Raw genomic sequence first — 17,629 nt, forward strand, 5'->3', positions numbered from 1 at the left:
AGGAAGACATGCTATGATCGGAAAAATCGAGACACCGTCAAAAGGAAGCGTGCTCATCGCCGGCGTCGGTTCCGTTCAGGGACTCGGTGCAGCCATTGCGCGTCGTTTCGGTCGCGAAGGACATCCTATCGTTATCGCAGGCCGCAGCGCTGAAAAGCTGTTGGCAACGCGCGACGCTTTGCAGGCCGCGAACATCACGGTCGAAGCCGTTCTAGGCGATGTTTCGAAGCCGCACGACGTTCAGGGATTCGTCAAGGCCGCGCGATCGCTCGGTGCCCTTGTTGTTGCCGTTCATAACGCTGGCAGCAATCGGCCAACACCGTTTCTCGAAATGCCGGAAGAGGACTTCGAGATACACTGGCGAGAGCATGCGCTCGGAGGATACAATCTGGCGCGTGCGGCGTTGCCTGCCTTGCTGGAACACGTGAACACAGGCTCGCCCATTGATGAGAACCGCAGCCTGTTCTTCACAGGTGCCAGTGGCAGCCTTCGCGGCAAGGCGAATTTTGCGGCGTTCAGCGCTGCCAAAGGCGCTCTGCGCAACCTCTCACAGTCCCTGGCGCGTGAATTCGGGCCTCAGGGCGTCCATGTAGCTCATGTCGTGATCGACGGCGGCATCGAGGGCGAGCGACTGCTCTCGAAGTTGACGACGCTCAAGGAAGCCAGAGGTCCAGACGGGCTTCTCGGTATCGATGCGATCGCCGACGCCTACTGGTTCCTGCATCATCAGCATCGCAGCGCCTGGTCGCAGGAACTGGATCTTCGTCCGTGGAGCGAGAATTACTAACCGCAGGGACGGCCGAAGCAGAGTTCGAAGGATGCTCGAAAAGCATCCTCGCGGCGTCAGGCGATACAGAATACTACCGGTGAGCGGAATTTGAGCAGCTCATTCCTCTGCATCCAAGCCGCAGGCCACCATCTTACAGGGCGTCTCGGCGAACGGGGCGAATTCTGCCGATCGCCGCTCTGGAGTAGATCATGGCGAAGGATCGCAAACTACATCTTGGGGCGTTCATGCGGCCGGTGAGCCTTCACACCGGTGCCTGGCGTTATCCGGGAGCGTGGCCGGATGCGAACTTCAACTTCCCGCGTCTGCGGCAACTCGCGCAGAAGCTGGAAGCCGCAAAGTTCGACGCCTTCTTCATGGCCGATCATCTTGCCGTGCTAAACATGCCGGTGGAGGCGCTGAAGCGGAGCCACACGGTCACTTCGTTCGAGCCGTTCACGCTGCTGTCGGCCTTGGCCGGCGCCACCGAGCGGATCGGTCTGGTCGCGACCGCGTCGACCACGTTCGACGAGCCCTACCACGTCGCCCGGCGTTTCGCCTCGCTCGACCATATCAGCGGCGGGCGCGCCGGCTGGAACATCGTCACGACCGCCAATCCCGATTCCGCGCTGAATTTCGGGCTCAGCGACCATGTCGATCACGCTGCGCGCTACCGGCGGGCACGCGAGTTCTATGATGTCGTCACCGGCCTGTGGGATTCCTTCGCCGACGACGCCTTCGTGCGCGATGCTGAGCAGGGCATCTTCTTCGATCCGGAGTGCATGCATGTGCTCGATCACAAGGGCGAGCACCTGTCAGTTCGAGGTCCCTTGAACGTCGCTCGCCCGCCGCAGGGTTGGCCGGTGATCGTTCAGGCGGGCGCTTCGGAGCCGGGCCGCCAATTGGCGGCCGAAACAGCAGAAGTGGTGTTCGCCGCCACGCCAACGCTCGAAGCTGGCAAGGCTTTCTTCGCAGACGTCAAGGGCCGTGCCGAGCGGGCAGGGCGCTCGCGCGACAGCATCAAGATATTGCCTGGTGCGTTCGTGTTGGTAGCGGATACGGCGGAGGAGGCGCGCGAGCGGCGCGCGAAGCTCGACAGCCTCGTCCACTACGAAAGCGCCATCGCCTCGCTGTCGATCGCCATCGGGCACGAAGCCTCCGCCTTCGATCCCGACGGTCCGCTGCCCGACATCCCGGACACCCATGCCAGCAAGTCGAGCCGCGAACGTGTGATCGAACTGGCGCGAGCGGAAGATTTGACGGTCCGGCAAGCATGGCGTGACTTCTTAAAGCTAGGATCTGTCGTGATCTGCAAAATAGATCTCCGTCACCCTGAACCGGCCGCCGATGCGCTTGCACTGGACGATGATGTCGATCGAGATCTTGAGCAGGTTGCGGATGTCGTCGCGCTTGAGATCCTGCCCGCCTTCGGATTCCTTGATCAGCAGCGTCAGCTGCTCGAAGGCTAGGCTCGGGGAATCCGCATGCACCGTGGTGATCGAGCCGGGATGCCCCGAATTGATGTTGCGGATGTAGTAGAAGGCAGTGCCGTCCCGGAGCTCCTGCAGCAGGACACGATCGGGCCGCATGCGCAGGCAGGCTTCCAGCAGGTCCTTGGCGCCCAGCTTTGCGAGCCCCTGTCCTCCTTTGGAATAGAACAGCCGCACGTGATTGAGCTGCGGAATGATCAACTCGGGCGTGTCCTCGATGCTGATCAACCGCTCGTCTTCCGGAATGTGTCGGATCAGGGCCTTTGACAGCGTGGTCTTCCCCGAGCCCGTCGCACCGGAGATGATGATGTTCTTGCGCGCCATAACCGCAGCTTCGAGGAATGTCCGGTATTGCCCGCCGCGATATGCTTCGAGGAGCGGATCGTTCGTCGGCGCATTGTAAGCGCTCGGCACAGCATTCTCGAACAAGCCGCCTGCTTCCATGTTCGCCATGGAGAGAGATACCGAGGACGGCTTGCGAATGGTGATCGACACCGTATCGCGCCTCGTCGCCGGTGGGATCACGATCTGGATGCGTTCTTCGTCCGGAAGGGTCGCCGAGAGCAACGGGCGGGTCTCGTCGATCCCCTGATTGGAAAAGCTGGCGACGGCCCGCGCCAGTCGCATCAGCTTGTCGAACGACAGATCCGGCAGCTCGTGCCGCTCCCAGCCGGTTCTTCCTTCCGTGAGCACCTCTCCCGGCCGATTGATGACCACCTCATAGAGGCGCTCGTCCTTGAGGAATGGTTCGAGCGGCAGGAGCAGTTGGCGGACGACGCCGGCATCGGAGTTTTCCGCCATCCCTGCCCTACTTCGTTACCAGATCCGAACGCGGATAGAAGTCGCCCATTACCGCCCGGTCGTAGATCGTATTGCGTGGCTCGGTGACGCGCAGGCCATAGATGCTGGAGAAATCGAGATCTCGTGCGACGAATATCGACACCAGAGACCCCTGATGCTTCATCAGCGTCGGCGGAATATTGATCGACTGCTCGACCGCGATGGCCGTGGCATCCTTGCCCGCGCTTGTCGTACCCTGTGCCTGGACATCGCTCTGCTGCAGTTCCTGACCCGCCCAGGTCGCGACATCGCCGACAACGGACAGCAGCAGCGCGCTGCCAAAGCGCTCCCACCAATGTGTATCGACATAGCCGTCGAACCCGGCCCTCCCGATCGCGTCGGTCGCGGGAGAGGCGAGCGTGATGATGACGCCGGTCGGGGTCTTGGCCCGGTTCCACAGCACGAACAGCCGGCTCTGGCCACGTCGCAAGCCGCCGCGATATTCGCCGACGACCTGGGTGCCTTTCTCCATCAGCACCACCCGGCCATTATCGGAAAGGACGTCGCGGGTGATGACGCAGCTCGTGAAGCCGGGCTGGTCCGAAGACAAGGCGGTTTCCAATGCGCAGGGGATCGACGTGCCCATGGCGACGATGAAGTTGCGATTGCCGAGATGGCCAGCCTTGGAGCCCTCCAGTACGGTTGGCGTCAGCATGCGATTGAAGCGCTGATCCTCTTTCTCGCCCTGTTGACCGCCGCCCAGAAGACCATCGACCGGAAGGAAGCTGGAGTCGGTGGTGGCCGCCGCGCCGGCGGTTGTTCGATTGCCGGTTCCTGTTTGTCCGCCACCGAAGGCCATGACCGGGGCGCGCCGTGCCGCCTCGAGAAGTTCGTCGACAGGCGGCGTCTCCGGCGTGGCCAATGACGGCATCGGCAGAGTGACTGCCGGCATGGGAAGCACGACGGGTTCCGGCTCGGCGCGTGCAGGCTCGAATTCCGTGGTTTGTCGGATGACGCCTGTGCCCGGTTGATCAGCCTCCTCCCTGGGCGCCTGTCGCATCGACCACATGGCGAAGCCCATGAAGGCTACGACCGCCAAGACGACCGCCCCCCGCTTCATGAGCGGGTTCTTGTCTGCCTTGCGGGCCGTCGTCGTCTGCGCCCGTTCGCCCGGGATCGTCGTCTCTGTCGTTGTGTCGGACATCGTCTCCCCCCTTACTGGCCAGCCGCCGGCACCTTGACCACGCGTTCGACCGAGGGCGAGGTGGTGTTGGTGCCGGCATCGACGCCGGCCGGCGAATAGGCTTCGTTGAAGATGCAGAGCGTGTCGGAGCCGCGGCGCAGGATGAACTTGCGGCTGATCGCATGGACGAGAACGAGATCGCCCTGCACCGTCTTGGGGACCAAGCTTTCGGTACCATCCGAGTTCTCGATGTAGATGGCCGGCATTTCCTGGTTGCCGGAGAAGGCGAAGGTCGTGACCTTGCCATTATCATAGACCGCCTGCGGCTCGATCGCCGCCGACCCTTGCGCGGAATAACGCCAGTTTCGCGGACCGTATTGCTCGTGGATTCCCAGCACCTGATCGGCATAGCCGGCCTCGGCCGCCCGCTTCCGCGCCTCCTCTTCAAGCCGCCGCCGCTCGGCTTCATCGGCGGGATAGCGATATTTCACGTAGAAATAGGTATTCTGGCCGGCATCCACCGACCCGTCACGGACAACGAGCTCCATCTGATAGCTGCGCTTGGACCCGTCGCGCCGCGTGGTGACGACGGAGATGTTCGTTGCCGGCTGGTTCTCGCGGGGCTTGAGGAACAGGATGTGGCCGGCCGGCGCAACTTCCCAGGCGACGGTGTTGCCGAGGGCGACATGGGCGATTTCTTCATCCGGCGCAAATTCGACCTGCACCGACGAGCGGATCGTGCCGACGATACGGGTGATGTTGTAGGGCTGGTAGTTGACGAAGCGGACGCGATTGTCCTGCTGTGCGCTTGCCGGAATTTCCAGCGTATGCGCGGGCAATGGCATCAGGATCGCAGCCACGGCGGCTGCCAGGATGGTCAGTTTCTTCAATCAGAAAGCCTCCGGATCGGCCCGGTACTCGCTCACGACGAACCCAAGCGGGTTCACCAGCCGGTCGCTCGAGGAAATCGGGGCATTGGCGTAGGAATAGGTGATCGTCGCCACCCAATGGGTGGTGCGCACGTCGCCGCCGCGCGTGATGGTACGCGTGTAGCGAACCGACACGGCATTGGCGTTGATCAGCGAGATCGACTTAATGGCGATCTTCGATGTCGACGATCGACCATAGATGTTCTGCGGTGATTCCGGATTGCTGCCGCGATAGGCGGCGGCAAAACGCTGCTGCTCGGCGGCATTGGACATCAATGAGGCAGTGCGAAAATTCTCCTCGGCCTCCGACCACACATAGCCTTCGCGGGCACGGACATAGTGTGCCGCGAAATACTTGGTGACTTCCTCGTCATAGCTACCGGCTGTCGAGGAAAGGGCCGAGACGACGTCGACAATGCCAGTCGAATTATCGACGCGGATGACGAAAGGCTCGACGGTCTTGAGCGGCGTCAGCGCCACGACGGCGGCGATCGATATGCAGGCCAACACGCTGGCGACTGCGGCGACGAACCAGGCGAGTCGCCTCGAACGCTCGGCCGAAACCATCCGGTCCTGGTCGAAACGGCGCGCCTTGTCGAAATAATCCTTGAGACTGTCGTTGGTCACCATGCCCCTACCCTACCTGGCAGCCGCGGTGCGATCCGGCCTCATCGAACTGGGCAAAGGCGGTCTGAACCGGGGCTTGCTCTTCCCGCTCCGATGCAAGCGCCGCCTCGCCTTTTTCAACGGCATCGAGCGCGGAATGCTGGTTGGCTGCGGGCTGCTTCGTCCCCTCCCATTCCCACATGGAGCGATTGAGCGGGCGCTTGGCGTAGCCGTCGCATTTGGGAAGCGGATAGCTCAGCGTCGCGCAGCCGGAAAGAACGGCCAGCATGCCCACCAATGTCAGAACTCGAACTACAGGCACGCCTTATCTCCCCTTGTTTTCGCTGGGCTCGCGGCCCCTGCCCGTCAGCTTGCGCCAGCCCCAGCCAATGCTGCGCGTGACCGTGCTCTGATGCGCGTCACGGCCGGCGGCAAAACCGTAGGTCAAAGACGCACCGCCGGAAGCGAGCGCCGAGGCGATGCTGGGCAACTGATAAAAGACATAGAGCGAGGCGAGGCCGATGGCGCCAACGGCGATCGGCCGCATCAGCACGTCGCTATAGGCCTCGACCGTGGTGAACATGGTGGCAAAGCTCGTGACCAGCAGCGAGCCGACCGCCACGACCAGCACTTGCAGGATCACGAAATTCGCAAGCTGCCCGATCCACGCCTCGGTGAAGCGGCGGGTCGACTGGAACATTGCGAGCGCGATGAAGAGCGGGCCGATGGCTAGCACGATCGCGAGCGCCACGCGGGCATAGAGCGAGACAACATAGCCGATCGAGGCGACGATGAAGGTGACGAAGACCACGACCAGGCCGGCGAAGCTGGTCAGCGGATCGACCGGCCAGGCCGACTGCGCCCAGATGTCGTTTGCCGACTTCTGGCCCTTGTCGAGGAGCGAGTCGAAGGTCGAGGCGCTCGGTGCGCCACCGGTATTGAGCGCCTCGGACACTTCACGCGGAAGCGTCTCGAAGAAAACATCGGTCACATAGCTCTGATATTCGCCGGCATTCCTCACCAGCATCAGAATGATGGCGAGCTTCATCGCGCGGAACGCAAAATCCATGATCGGTTCCTGCACGGAGCCGCGCAGGATGAGGAAGCCGTAGAGAATGACATAAAGCGTCAGCGCCACCGTCAATGGCCCCGTCACCCAGGCGCTGATGCCGCTCGTGCCGGAACTGATGAAGTTCTGGAGCGGCGTCGTGAACTGGCTGTCGAGAAAATCGAAGACGGTGTACATGGCGCTATCCCCCAAGCGCCCTGTTCATGCGCTCGAGCCGTGCCTTGCCCTCGGCTTCCTCGGCGTTGCGGCAATTGGCGGTCTCATCCAGCGTGCCCGGGTTGTCGCGGCATTTCTCGAGATGCTCGGCGCGCAAGCTGTCGTCGGCAAGAAATTCGCTCACCGTGATAACGGTCTCACGCGGCGGCTCAGAGCAGGCCGCAAGCATTGCCATGAGAAGTAGCGCCGCCGGCTGCCTCATTGGCCGAGCGCCGTGTTCATGGTGTCGATGCGCTTGCGCCAATCCTCAGCCTTGCGCTGCTCCTCGACCTGGGCCTGCGCTGCCTGCACCATCTGCAGGCCCTGCATGCGCAGAAGATCGGTTTGCAGGAAGGCGCTCTCGGCTTGAAGCCGCGCCTGCAGATCGGCTACGTCCTTGGCGTCGCTTGCGGAGCTGATCTGTTGGCGCAACTGGTCGATGCCATCGATGCGCTTGGTCGCTGCGTCATAGATCTGCTGGCCAAGCGACATCTGGCCGGCATTGCGGTTCTGGATACGGGCCAGTTCCTGTGCATAGAAATCGTTGGCTGAGGTCTGATAGGTCGAATTGCTTTCGAGGAACCGCGAGGCTGAATCCCCGAACACACCCGAGCCATTGCCGCTCAGCAAACTCTCGATCGCGGCAAAGTCCTGTGGCAGCGCCTTGCGGATCTCCGGCTGGTTCAGTAGCGAGGCCACGTCCGCCATGTTCGTTAGCTTGTTCAGCGAGCCATAGAGCTGCTCGGCCTGCGCAATCTGCTGATTGAGCGCGTCGAACTGCTCTTTCATCGCCTCGAGCTGGCTCGCCCAGCGCAGGATAGCCGTCTTGTCGATGACCGGAATGCCCTGAGCGAGCGACATGGTCGTCGACAGGGCAAGAGCGGCAGCGGCCGCCAGGATCGCTTTGCGTGTGCGCATCAGCCTGCACTCCTTTGCTGCTGGAAAAGCGGAAGCCAGGCTTCCGGATCGTCGCCCGTCTGGGCGCGGATCGTGTCGGCAAGCTCGACATTGGCCGTGCGGCCGGAGAGAATTGCGAGCTCGTCGTCGAAACCGCCGAGATTGAGCTCGGCTACCACGCTGTTGTGCCCCTGCTTGACGATGAAGCGGCGGCTCTCATTGGAGAGCTCACGTGCGATCAACTCGTATTCCCGTTCGGTGAGCTTGAAGCCGTCGACATAGTCAGCCCGGCTGCCGCGCGAGTTCGGCATGAACACCTGCGTCGGGCACTGTTCGATGATGGTATGAGCGATCGGGGAATTAATCGCGTCGCGCGGGCTTTGCGTCGCAAACAGCATCAGCCCGTTCTGTTTGCGGATCGTTTTGAGCTTGTTCTGGGCGAGATCCCGAAAGCCTTCGTCGGCGAGCGCCTTCCAGAACTCATCGATGACGATGATGATCCGGCGGCCGTCGATCAGTTGCTCGACGCGATGGAAGAGATAGGCCATCAGCGGCGTGCGGATTTCCTCATTGTCGAGGAAGTCGGTCATGTCGTAGCCGAGGAATTTTGCGCCGATACCGATCTCGTCGCTGTCATTGTCGAAGACCCAGCCGAGCGGCCCTCCCCTCTCCCAGCGGCGTAGCCGTGCTGCGACGCCTTCCGGATCTGTATTGTTGAGGAAGGTACGGAGCGCTCCAATAGTGCGCTGCTCGACGGGCAGGTCGGCAAGCCCGTCGATCCCGCCAGCGATGTCGCGGGTCTCCGCAACCGAGATTTCGTGGGATTTCGAGCTGACCAGCTTGGTCACCCACTGGGCAAGAAACACCCGGTTCTCGGGCGTGAGCTCCATGCCCTTGAGCGGTGCGCAGCCTGTGGGTCGGCCATTGTGCAGCGGCAGATAGGTTCCCCCGGCGGCGCGGACGAAAAGATCGGCGCCACGATCCTTGTCGAAGAAGACGATATGGGCATCGAACTTCTCGGTCTGGGACAGGAGGAAGTTCAGAAGCACGGTCTTGCCTGATCCGGAGGGGCCGCCGATGAAGGTGTTGCCGAGATCGCCATAGTGCAGATTGAAATAAAGCGGAGACCCCGAGGCGGTCTTCAGCATGGCGACCGCCGGTCCCCATTCATTGCCGTCGCGCTGACCGACGGGATAGGAATGGAAGGGCGAGAAGGCGGCGAAGTTTTTCGAGGTTATGGCGCCGGAGCGAACGCGATATCGGAAATTGCCCGGCAGCTGCGCCCACCATGCGGCTTCCAGGCCGAGATCCTCACGCGCGACGACGGCGCCCCCATTGGTCAGATGCGTCCGGCTCTTCGCCAGATTGTCGGTCAGCGCCTTCACACTATCCGCAAAGACCGTCAGCGTTAGATGATGGTCGCCGAGCACGAAGCGGTTCGATTCCAGATCGTCGAGAGCATCGTCGAGCTCCTCGAGCTGCGAGCCTGCCTTGTCGCCGGCGCTGACCATCTGGTTCTGCTTGCGTCCCATGACAGTCTTGGCGTCAGCCTTGGACAGGAACGAGAAACTCTGGGTCAGGATCAGCTCGTAGGGCACGGTGAGCAGGCCATCGAACATGCCCGATCGCGTCCGCGCAGGATATTCCTTGAAGCCGAACATGCCGGCATAGCGGCTCGATCCCTCGTGCCGAATCTCGACCGTCTCCCTGCCGACTATTACCCGATCAGAATAGATCGCCGATGAGATGCGGCCTTCGGTCAGCGGCACTGCCTCGCGGCGTCCGCCGACCAGCTGGTGCAAGACCTCGCTGGGTTCGGAGAAAACCAGACCGTCACGGTCCTGGAGCGTCAACACCCTGGGATTGAAGCGCTTGAGGCCTGCGGTGACGTCGACGATCGCGTCGTCGAGGTTCTTGAGGGCGTCCCTATCGAGTTCGACGCCACCCCGTCTTGCCTTGCGCAGGCTGGCCAGAAACGCCACCACGCGCTCCGCCGCGTCGCGACCGGGATGCCAGACGAGGCTCACATAGAGATCGTTGCGGAACAGGTCCTCGCCGATCATGCGCGCACGGTATTTCTCATTCAGGGTTCTGGAGAAGGCATTGGCGAAGCTGCCGTCGGGATATTCATTGTCGCGGCGGCGGATGAGATGCGTCCACAGTGCCAGACGCTCGTCGGCGATGTTCCGGTAGAGCGTGTTGAGGTCTCGATGCAGCGCGTTGAGATCGATTGTGTCGGCGGTCTCGAATGACACGCCCTCAAGGGCAATCACCACCACCAGGGCGCGGGAGTCGAGCGCGATCACCCGCTCGTCCACATGCCGCACATAAGGGATGAAGGTCTCGGGCTCGAGCTCGCGGCTCCTGACGGCAGTGGTTCTAGGCAAGGCCGAGATCCCTTTCGTCATAGCGGCGAACGAGACGCAACGGGGTCAGTGTCGAGCCGCCCCAGAAGCCGGCGTTGCGAGCCCTGCCCCGCGTTTCGATCCAGCCGAGCAGCACCCGGAACATGTTGTGGTCGTGCTTGACGATCGCCTTGAAGATGACGTGGAACACCAGTCCGACAAGGGCATAGGCAACGGATCCCGCGAGGATGAAGAGGATCGTTGTGAAGATCATGTTGATCCCCATCGCCTCCATGGTGACGCCGCCGATCATCGCCGGACGGGTGCAGGCGACGAACAGCGTGTCTTCTTCGAGCGTGATCCGTTCCGCCATCCCTTAGCCTCCTGAGATCATCCCGACGATTTCGGTCGCCCCGAAGATGATGCCGATGCCCAGAACGACGAAGGCCGCCTTGCGCAGGTCGAGATAGCCGAACATCCAGGCGATGCCGACGATGATGACGGCGATGATCGCCAGCAGCCGGGCAACGTTGCCGGTCAGCATGTTGACGATGTTCTGAAGCACGCTTTCGATGCCGCCGGCCTGGGCGAAACTCGGCTCGATCAGGGCCAGGGAAAATACAGTCGCCATCGTCGCGACGGTCGCGACGGGCCTGATGCGGGCCGACATGTTCATATGATCGTCACTCCTTATGTTGATTGGAAAAGACCAGGACGGAGGATCGCCGCCCTGAACCGAAGACATCCCATCGCGGCGCTGCATCCGACGAGCCCTGCTCGTTCGGCCGCGCCTGCGGGCTATTGGCGGCAGCGTTGCGACCTTCCAGGTCCGCCTGGCCAGCGGCGGATCCCTCTCCCGCCACTACGGTAATCTCCAGGCGGTCGAGGTGCCCCGATAGCCGTGATTGCTCGGCCAGGACTTTGGTGTCGTAGCCGACCATCTCACCGATGGAAGCATCTCCACGGCCATACCAGGCGCGCAGCATGGCAACGCGCGCCTCGGCGGCAGACGCGCCGTCGCCCACGGCGACGCGGTAGTAGCCATCGAGCAGGGTCGCACTGGCCTTGAGATTCATGCAGAAATCGAAGCTGTCGCCGACCGAGAGGCCAAGACGAGGCAGATCGCGGGCGGGGAGGCCGGTCAGACCCAGATCGATGTCGACGCCCTCGGCGATGAGGATCGTTGCGGTCTCGATCGCTTCTGCTCGCGTTCGCGGCGGATCCGCGAGCGGGTGATCCGAATTGATCCGGATGGCGAAGGGCCGGAATGCGCTTTCCACGCTCACGATGGCGGCCAGCGTCTCCACAGTGATCTGGGGCGCGCATTGCTGGGCGAGATCCACGAAAGCCACCGGCATGATCAGAACCACACGCGCTGTCGGCCGGCGCCATCGATCGTCACATCGACATAGCGCGGTTGTTCACGAACATGAGGGCGCGCCGTGACGAAGGCTTTGCAGACCCGCGTCCCGTTCTCGACGTGCCAGCTGCCCGTCATTGCGCCGCTTTCATCGTGCCTGCATGCTTCGTTGCTAACCACCACAGGCTCGGTCGAAACACAGCCGACTTCGCTGCGGCCGCGATCGCCTTTCTTCGTGACGAGGCGGAAGCCGGCGTCGCAATAGTAGGGCTCGTATCGCGGTCTGGTCGTCGTGAAGCCGACCCCGCTGCAGATCGGGAACGATCGCCCCTTGGCAAGGTGCGACCAGAGCCTTTCGATCGGGGGGCGGCACTCGGCGAATTCGGTCGCGCCGCCTGGGTTCGACAGGCACAGCAGAACTTGACAACCCCAATCATCACTGCGCGCTACGGAAGATGAAAACGTGTATAATGAAACGCAGAGTAAAACGCCGGAAAGCGCGCGAATGGCCGCATTTTTCATGCAAATCCCCCCGTTTAGACATCCTTCGAGCCATGGCCGAGGCGCTTTCACTATCTTGTCATACTGCACGATAACGCATAGATAACGAGATGCCAAGCCAATTAGAGAGCCGCTGGCACAACACGATTTTCGCGACCTTGACCACGCACGAGATCATGTCCAAGCCCCTGCCCGATGAGACGCCGAATTCGCGTCTGCGTCAGCTTGGGATGATGAACCTGCTTTACAGCCTGCAAAAAGCCGACACCGCGCTGACCATTACGAGCGTCACGGAAGTGACTGGAATGACGCGAAAAGCCGCCCAGGAAGCGATAGATCCGCTTGTTGCACGTGGACTGCTAAAGGAATCCTGGGGGCGGACGTCGATCGGCCGGGGCAAGGCCCGGCAGTACGAGATCGCGCCCGAGATATTCGTAAAGCTTCAGGGTGTGTACGGCGCCTAGTCTTGGCGAAGCACTCTCCAATACCACACGAAAACGCATAGTATTGATTGCGCCTTAGCGCGCAAGCATACTCGACGCTGCGACTCAGGATGCCGCGATGCAAACTGATTCGTTTGGCGCAGATAAATCGTCTGATGGAGAAACTATAGAGCAAAAACGGAACGACCTCGGAAGTTGGCGCTTCCAAGGCCGGTTCAAAGAAGATCGGTAGTTTTGATCGGGCTGTTTGCCTGTCCGTCAATCAGTATCCGGACAATCGCAAACCCCCAAATTGCTGTCAAGACGAAACGCCGCTTCGGTGAACGCTCCTGCTTTGCCATTTCGGGAGGAAACCGAATTGAGCACGACAGAAAGCCATACACCCCACTCATGGGCCAGACCGGTCGCAGGAGTGCGACAGGTCACGCAGGCGAGCCTCGACGCGCAGCGCGCCGCACGTCGCTATGCCGGATCAAGGAGCCCACGGATCAAACGCGTCGATGCGCTGCGGATTGCCAAACGTGCAGCGGCGGCCATGGGCTTGAAGGCGGCCAAGATCGCCATGATTGACAAGCTGTTCGGCTTCTCACCAACGGCAGACTGGGAGAGTTTGGACGCCAACCCCGTGGTGTGGCCGTCGAACGACGCCCTGGCGCGGCAGCTTGGCCTGTCGGTTTCGACAACGCGGTATCATCTGCGCGGTCTGGCGGCGGCCGGACTGATCGCCCATACATCCCACCCGACCTATCAGCGCCGCGGTGTCCGCAACGGACAGGGCCACATCGTCGAGGCCTTCGGCATCGATCTCTCTCCGATCATCATGCGCTATGACGAGCTGCTCGAGATCGCACTCGCCTATGAGCAGGACGGGCGCGAGCGCCGTGAACTCTCCTGCCGGCGCACCCAGTTACGCAGGGAGATCGAGTCGGTCTTTGCCGCGGCACGGCGCGACGACATCGCCGGCGACTGGCAGCCGTTCCAGGCGAGGCTCGATCGGCTGCGCGAAATCACACCCGCCGACAGCGAGGCCTTTCATCAGCTGATCGACGGATTGTCCGCACTTCGCGACGAGGTCGAAGGCGCATTCAGCGATGCTTGTGAGCGCTCAAATTTAGACACCGCGGTGATCAAATTTCGACAGGTACAAACTACAGCCGAATCTTCACCTCGTAGAAGTAGTCTCGCCCCTGCCCCGCGGGGTCTTGCGGACTCTACTCATCTCCGGCAGTGGCGTGAGCCGACCTCTCCTTCCGAAAGAAGAAGCAAAGGCAGCGGCCAGGCGGATGCGGACGGGCCGAACACGCTTAGGAGCGGCGGCGACGAAATCACCAATGTCTCGCTCGCTCTCGTCCGGACGGCGTGCCCTGCCCTCGCCTTCCACGTCCCGCAGGTCTTCGATAGCTGGGCGCAGCTGCGTCAGTCCGGCCGCCGCCTTTGCGCCGCCGCGTCGATCAATCCGCAGGTATGGACTGAAGCGGAAACGCACCTCGGCCCCGATACGGCTATCGCGGCACTCGCGGTCACGGTGCAGCGCGCCGAAAGTGGCCACGTATCATGCCCCGGCGCCTACCTGCGCACCCTCATTCAACGCGGCAGGAAGGGCCAACTGCGCATCAGTCGCTCGCTCTTTGCTCTCGCCGACCGTCAGCACAAGACAGCCCTGCCGGAAATCATCGCGTCAAAGCCGCCCGATCGTGGCTTCCCACCCGGCCCGATTTCCTGGACCGGATGGTCCGAGCTAGTCCGCCGTCATGCGCCCGAGCCGATCCCGGACGCAGAGAACGTCGCCGAGGCGTTCAGGGCCTGGTGCCGCAAGAGCAATATCGACCTTGAGCAGCCGAGCATCGAAGTAGCTTTCATTGGCTTCTGCAAGAAGTCGCGGCCGCGTTCCAATGGCTAGCGTGACGCCGCCGTCGCGAATGGTAGTCGCTGCGGCCCTATGGCTCGCTCATCTGACGGGTGCCGTATGGGCGCAGCAGCTTCCCGAGACCGTGACAGGGTTCGCCCAGGTCTATGACGGCGTGACCTTCGATCTGATCGAAAGCGGAAGCCGCTATCGAACGGTCACTCGCGTCCGCCTCGAATCGGTCGAGGCCTGCGAGATCAGGCAGAAGGCGAAGCTCGCCGGCTTCGACTGGCCCTGTGGCGTTGTCGCAGCCGCGTGGCTCGTATCCAGCACCATGTCACGCCCGGTCGAGTGTCGGCCGACGCGCATCCTCAAGGGCGGCGGGTACTGGGCGCAATGCTTCGTGGAAAATCGCGATATTGGGGCGGAGGGCATTAGAGTCGGCATGTACGTGCTTGCGGCTCCAGCAGGTGAGGTGGCGCTGCCTCGATATAGCGAGCTCGAAGAAAACGCCAGGCAGGATCGGGAGGGGCTTTGGTCCAGTGAGTTTATGATGCCGGCAGACTGGCGCCGGGCGAACGGAAGCTACAATCCGTTAGCCCCGAGCAGGTGACGTGTGATGGCCGTCGATGCCTGGAAGCAGGCAAAGTTGGACCAGTTTCTTGTCAGCCGTTTTTTTGTGAGAAAAAGGCAGACAGAACAACGGGCTATGCAATTTGACGGGTATTTTGCGGTCGCTTTTTCAGCGCAAAGGGACGTTAACTTCTCGTTAACTTTAAATCCGTTGCGCGGCTTGGAGAATCGGTCGTATAATTGCGCATCTTTTGGCAGGTGGTGCTTCTTTGCGAAACTATCGCGATTTAGGAAATAGTTTTCAAAATGAACGAACAGGTGGCACCACGGTTTGACCTCGAGATCGCGCAGCAGGGGACACGAATCTCGAATGCGCTCAATCTTCTGCGAAACCAGCAGTACCCTCCAGATGCAAAGAAGGGACTGCGCAAGTTCCAGATCGCCGAGGTCGCCGACTTCATCGGCGTGACTCAAAGCCATCTTCGTCAGTTGCACGCTGAGGGCAAGGGGCCTGAGGTCGAGACGGTGTCCGGCCGCCGCTACTATACCGCCAACCAGATGTTGGAGTTGCGCGAGTTTCTCGAAGCGAACAAGAAATCCGATAAGAGAACTTACGTTCCCCATCGCCGTCCTGGCGAGGCGCTGCAGGTCTTATCCGTCGTCAATTTTAAAGGCGGCAGCGGCAAGACGACGACTGCTGTGCACCTATCGCAGTATCTTGCGCTGACTGGACATCGCGTTCTGGTCATTGATCTTGATCCGCAGGCCTCTCTGACTTCGGTCTTTGGCATACAGCCGGAACTCGACGACACCGTATCGCTCTACGAATCCCTTCGGTTCGACGATGAGCGGCGGCCTTTGGCCGACATAATTCAGAAGACAAATATTCCCGGCTTGGACATCGTGCCGGCGAACCTCGTCTTGCAGGAGTATGAGTACGATGTCCCATTGGCAATTGCCGGCAAGACGGGGCAGGAGGGTCGGCTGTTTCATACCCGCATCCGGAATGCGGTTAAGGAGGTCGAGGATGACTATGACCTGGTCATCATGGACTGCCCTCCTCAGCTTGGCTATCTCACAATCACGGCTCTGATGGCATCGACCGGGATCATTGTGACAATCCACCCCGAAATGCTGGACATTATGTCGATGAGCCAGTTCCTCATGATGTTGGGTGGCATAATGACAACGGTTGCCGACGCCGGCGCCGAGATTGGGATCAAATGGTTTCGCTACCTCGTCACGCGGTTCGAGCCTACCGACATCCCGCAGGCGCAGATGGTCGGTTTCATGCAATCCCTATTCGCGCAGAACATGCTCAACAATCACGTTCTGAAATCGACGGCGATATCAGACGCTTCAATCAAAAAGCAGAGCCTCTACGAGGTAGAGCGCGGCGAGATTGTCCGGGCGACCTATGATCGAGCGATGGAAAGTCTCAATGCAGCGAACGGAGAGATCGCGAAGTTGGTCCACAAGACATGGGGGCGCCTATGAGCCTCTTGTCAGCCGTTTTTTTTGCCGCGTTGTGCCGTGAAATCAATCCCTTATCGGATCTGACGAGGCGAGGGGGAACACTTCATGTCTCGTAAGAATCCCTTTGCAGAACTGGATATCGGTTCGATTAGCAACGAAAAGCCCGCATCGAAGCCGGGATACGGTATGACGGGAGCTGCCAAAGTCGTCGTTCGGTCCATTGAGGAAATGGCGGAGAACACGAAAAGACTGATGGAGGGCGAGACGATCATCGTGCTCGATCCCGATGCTCTTGAAGTCTCATTTGTTCCCGACCGCCTTTCCAGCGATGACGAGGAGTATCTGGAGTTAAAGCAGGCGATACGCGACCAGGGACAGTCGAGCCCTATTCTCGTCCGTCCTCATCCCGTCGATCGAAACCGATACATGGTTGTTTTCGGCCACCGGCGCGTGCGCGTAGCGCGTGAGCTCGGTATCAAGGTCAACGCTGTCGTCAAGGATCTCGATGACATCACCTCGGCGATCGCACAGGGACAGGAGAATTCCGCTCGTTCGAACCTCTCGTTTATCGAGCGAGCATACTTCGCCCGGAACCTGCTCGAGGCTGGACTGACCAAGGACGTGGTCAAATCCTCCTTGGGCATCGATGATGCCTTGCTCTCCAAAATACTCAGCGTGTTCGAAACGGTTCCGCAGTCGATGTTGGATGCGCTTGGCGCGTCGAAAAGGATCGGCCGCGACAGGTGGCTCGATTTGCGCCAGATGCTGCTTAATCCAGCCCATGTGAAAGTGGCGCTTGAGTATGTGACGACCCCGAGCTTCCTCGAGACGGCGCATGAGGGTCGATTCGAGAGCCTGCATGCGTTCCTAAAGCGCTACAAGAAGAAGTCCGCTGCAAAGACGCCGAAGAAAGATGCCGGCGTCACGACCTGGGCATCGAAGGACGAGTTGCTCAAGCTGGCCATGAATACAAAGCCAAGAAGAGTTGCGATCGAATTGACCAGTGCTGAGGCGCGGCCGTTCAGCGATTGGCTCTCATCCCGACTGGACCGTCTTTACGACGAGTACAGGCAGACCAAACCAACAAACGAGGGAAACTGAACCGCAAAAGAAAAAGGCCCCCTACGGCGCGCCGCGGAAGCCCTTCTCAGATGTAAGCAGTCAGAGAAT

The 17,629-nt window shown here is 61.0% G+C and carries 19 protein-coding genes and 1 pseudogene; 7 read left to right on the top strand and 13 right to left on the bottom strand.

The genetic code is table 11. The annotated features are described in order from the left end of the window. Positions 1-13 precede the first annotated feature (13 nt). Positions 14-787 carry an SDR family NAD(P)-dependent oxidoreductase gene (locus tag AAFN55_RS25915; protein ID WP_347801897.1) on the top strand — a complete coding sequence of 258 codons (774 nt, stop codon included), beginning with the start codon at positions 14-16 and terminating at the stop codon, positions 785-787. Between the two features lie 191 nt (positions 788-978). Further along, complete coding sequence (locus AAFN55_RS25920; protein ID WP_347801898.1) at positions 979-2,235, top strand: LLM class flavin-dependent oxidoreductase; 1,257 nt, start codon at positions 979-981, stop codon at positions 2,233-2,235. Here AAFN55_RS25920 and virB11 read toward each other — a convergent pair. The 13 genes and pseudogenes from virB11 to AAFN55_RS25985 all read right to left on the bottom strand — a co-directional run. Continuing rightward, positions 2,140-3,057: pseudogene (virB11, locus tag AAFN55_RS25925) on the bottom strand (P-type DNA transfer ATPase VirB11); the annotation flags it as partial. The gene AAFN55_RS25920 and the pseudogene virB11 overlap by 96 nt on opposite strands. Before the next feature lie 7 nt (positions 3,058-3,064). Next, positions 3,065-4,240, bottom strand: coding sequence for a type IV secretion system protein VirB10 (virB10, locus tag AAFN55_RS25930; protein WP_347801899.1), 1,176 nt, complete (start codon positions 4,238-4,240; stop codon positions 3,065-3,067). Positions 4,241-4,251: 11 nt separating this feature from the next. After that, positions 4,252-5,079, bottom strand: a complete 828-nt coding sequence (gene virB9, locus AAFN55_RS25935) for a P-type conjugative transfer protein VirB9 (protein ID WP_347801985.1) — start codon at positions 5,077-5,079, stop codon at positions 4,252-4,254. Positions 5,080-5,109: 30 nt separating this feature from the next. Next, a complete protein-coding gene (locus tag AAFN55_RS25940; protein WP_347801900.1) occupies positions 5,110-5,778 on the bottom strand; it encodes a virB8 family protein in 669 nt (222 codons plus the stop codon). Between the two features lie 4 nt (positions 5,779-5,782). Further along, the gene (locus tag AAFN55_RS25945; RefSeq protein WP_347801901.1) at positions 5,783-6,076 is read right to left on the bottom strand and encodes a type IV secretion system protein VirB7; all 294 of its coding nucleotides are present in this window, start codon (positions 6,074-6,076) and stop codon (positions 5,783-5,785) included. A 3-nt stretch (positions 6,077-6,079) separates the two neighbouring features. After that, the gene (locus tag AAFN55_RS25950) at positions 6,080-7,000 is read right to left on the bottom strand and encodes a type IV secretion system protein (protein WP_347801902.1); all 921 of its coding nucleotides are present in this window, start codon (positions 6,998-7,000) and stop codon (positions 6,080-6,082) included. Between the two features lie 4 nt (positions 7,001-7,004). After that, entirely contained in the window at positions 7,005-7,241 is a 237-nt protein-coding gene (locus tag AAFN55_RS25955; RefSeq protein ID WP_347801903.1) for an EexN family lipoprotein, read from the bottom strand. Beyond that, the gene (gene virB5, locus AAFN55_RS25960) at positions 7,238-7,936 is read right to left on the bottom strand and encodes a P-type DNA transfer protein VirB5 (protein WP_347801904.1); all 699 of its coding nucleotides are present in this window, start codon (positions 7,934-7,936) and stop codon (positions 7,238-7,240) included. The genes AAFN55_RS25955 and virB5 overlap by 4 nt, the downstream gene beginning before the upstream one ends. Further along, the gene (locus AAFN55_RS25965) at positions 7,936-10,302 is read right to left on the bottom strand and encodes a VirB4 family type IV secretion system protein (RefSeq protein ID WP_347801905.1); all 2,367 of its coding nucleotides are present in this window, start codon (positions 10,300-10,302) and stop codon (positions 7,936-7,938) included. The genes virB5 and AAFN55_RS25965 overlap by 1 nt, the downstream gene beginning before the upstream one ends. Next, positions 10,295-10,633 carry a type IV secretion system protein VirB3 gene (locus AAFN55_RS25970; protein WP_347801906.1) on the bottom strand — a complete coding sequence of 113 codons (339 nt, stop codon included), beginning with the start codon at positions 10,631-10,633 and terminating at the stop codon, positions 10,295-10,297. Before AAFN55_RS25970 ends, AAFN55_RS25965 begins: the two co-directional genes overlap by 8 nt. Positions 10,634-10,636: 3 nt before the next feature. Beyond that, the gene (locus AAFN55_RS25975) at positions 10,637-10,936 is read right to left on the bottom strand and encodes a TrbC/VirB2 family protein (RefSeq protein WP_347801907.1); all 300 of its coding nucleotides are present in this window, start codon (positions 10,934-10,936) and stop codon (positions 10,637-10,639) included. Positions 10,937-10,943: 7 nt separating this feature from the next. Continuing rightward, on the bottom strand, positions 10,944-11,618 hold the full coding sequence (locus AAFN55_RS25980) for a lytic transglycosylase domain-containing protein (protein WP_347801908.1): 675 nt from the start codon (positions 11,616-11,618) through the stop codon (positions 10,944-10,946). Between the two features lie 2 nt (positions 11,619-11,620). After that, positions 11,621-12,142 (bottom strand): hypothetical protein, encoded by a 522-nt coding sequence (locus AAFN55_RS25985; protein WP_347801909.1) that lies wholly within the window; start codon positions 12,140-12,142, stop codon positions 11,621-11,623. Between the two features lie 89 nt (positions 12,143-12,231). Here AAFN55_RS25985 and AAFN55_RS25990 point away from each other — a divergent pair, with 89 nt between their 5' ends. The 5 genes from AAFN55_RS25990 to repB all read left to right on the top strand — a co-directional run bounded on the left by AAFN55_RS25990 (position 12,232) and on the right by repB (position 17,560). Next, positions 12,232-12,585, top strand: a complete 354-nt coding sequence (locus AAFN55_RS25990) for a MarR family transcriptional regulator (protein WP_347801910.1) — start codon at positions 12,232-12,234, stop codon at positions 12,583-12,585. A gap of 337 nt (positions 12,586-12,922) precedes the next feature. Then, positions 12,923-14,464, top strand: a complete 1,542-nt coding sequence (repC, locus tag AAFN55_RS25995; protein WP_347801911.1) for a plasmid replication protein RepC — start codon at positions 12,923-12,925, stop codon at positions 14,462-14,464. 19 nt (positions 14,465-14,483) lie between these two features. Continuing rightward, complete coding sequence (locus tag AAFN55_RS26000; protein WP_347801912.1) at positions 14,484-15,023, top strand: thermonuclease family protein; 540 nt, start codon at positions 14,484-14,486, stop codon at positions 15,021-15,023. 266 nt (positions 15,024-15,289) lie between these two features. After that, positions 15,290-16,480, top strand: a complete 1,191-nt coding sequence (gene repA / locus AAFN55_RS26005) for a plasmid partitioning protein RepA (protein WP_347801913.1) — start codon at positions 15,290-15,292, stop codon at positions 16,478-16,480. 84 nt (positions 16,481-16,564) lie between these two features. Further along, positions 16,565-17,560, top strand: a complete 996-nt coding sequence (gene repB / locus AAFN55_RS26010) for a plasmid partitioning protein RepB (protein ID WP_347801914.1) — start codon at positions 16,565-16,567, stop codon at positions 17,558-17,560. Positions 17,561-17,629 lie beyond the last annotated feature (69 nt).

The organism is Mesorhizobium sp. CAU 1732 (genome assembly GCF_039888675.1).
Classification (GTDB): Bacteria; Pseudomonadota; Alphaproteobacteria; order Rhizobiales; family Rhizobiaceae; genus Aerobium.

Excerpts from the sequence above, each read along its gene's own strand:
- AAFN55_RS25915 (WP_347801897.1), top strand. The coding sequence starts at position 14 with ATGATCGGAAAAATCGAGACACCGTCAAAAGGAAGCGTGCTCATCGCC.
- AAFN55_RS25920 (WP_347801898.1), top strand. The coding sequence starts at position 979 with ATGGCGAAGGATCGCAAACTACATCTTGGGGCGTTCATGCGGCCGGTG.
- virB10 (WP_347801899.1), bottom strand. The coding sequence starts at position 4,240 with ATGTCCGACACAACGACAGAGACGACGATCCCGGGCGAACGGGCGCAG.
- AAFN55_RS25940 (WP_347801900.1), bottom strand. The coding sequence starts at position 5,778 with ATGGTGACCAACGACAGTCTCAAGGATTATTTCGACAAGGCGCGCCGT.
- AAFN55_RS25950 (WP_347801902.1), bottom strand. The coding sequence starts at position 7,000 with ATGTACACCGTCTTCGATTTTCTCGACAGCCAGTTCACGACGCCGCTC.
- AAFN55_RS25955 (WP_347801903.1), bottom strand. The coding sequence starts at position 7,241 with ATGAGGCAGCCGGCGGCGCTACTTCTCATGGCAATGCTTGCGGCCTGC.
- virB5 (WP_347801904.1), bottom strand. The coding sequence starts at position 7,936 with ATGCGCACACGCAAAGCGATCCTGGCGGCCGCTGCCGCTCTTGCCCTG.
- AAFN55_RS25970 (WP_347801906.1), bottom strand. The coding sequence starts at position 10,633 with ATGGCGGAACGGATCACGCTCGAAGAAGACACGCTGTTCGTCGCCTGC.
- AAFN55_RS25975 (WP_347801907.1), bottom strand. The coding sequence starts at position 10,936 with ATGAACATGTCGGCCCGCATCAGGCCCGTCGCGACCGTCGCGACGATG.
- AAFN55_RS25980 (WP_347801908.1), bottom strand. The coding sequence starts at position 11,618 with ATGCCGGTGGCTTTCGTGGATCTCGCCCAGCAATGCGCGCCCCAGATC.
- AAFN55_RS25985 (WP_347801909.1), bottom strand. The coding sequence starts at position 12,142 with ATGAAAAATGCGGCCATTCGCGCGCTTTCCGGCGTTTTACTCTGCGTT.
- AAFN55_RS25990 (WP_347801910.1), top strand. The coding sequence starts at position 12,232 with ATGCCAAGCCAATTAGAGAGCCGCTGGCACAACACGATTTTCGCGACC.
- AAFN55_RS26000 (WP_347801912.1), top strand. The coding sequence starts at position 14,484 with ATGGTAGTCGCTGCGGCCCTATGGCTCGCTCATCTGACGGGTGCCGTA.
- repA (WP_347801913.1), top strand. The coding sequence starts at position 15,290 with ATGAACGAACAGGTGGCACCACGGTTTGACCTCGAGATCGCGCAGCAG.
- repB (WP_347801914.1), top strand. The coding sequence starts at position 16,565 with ATGTCTCGTAAGAATCCCTTTGCAGAACTGGATATCGGTTCGATTAGC.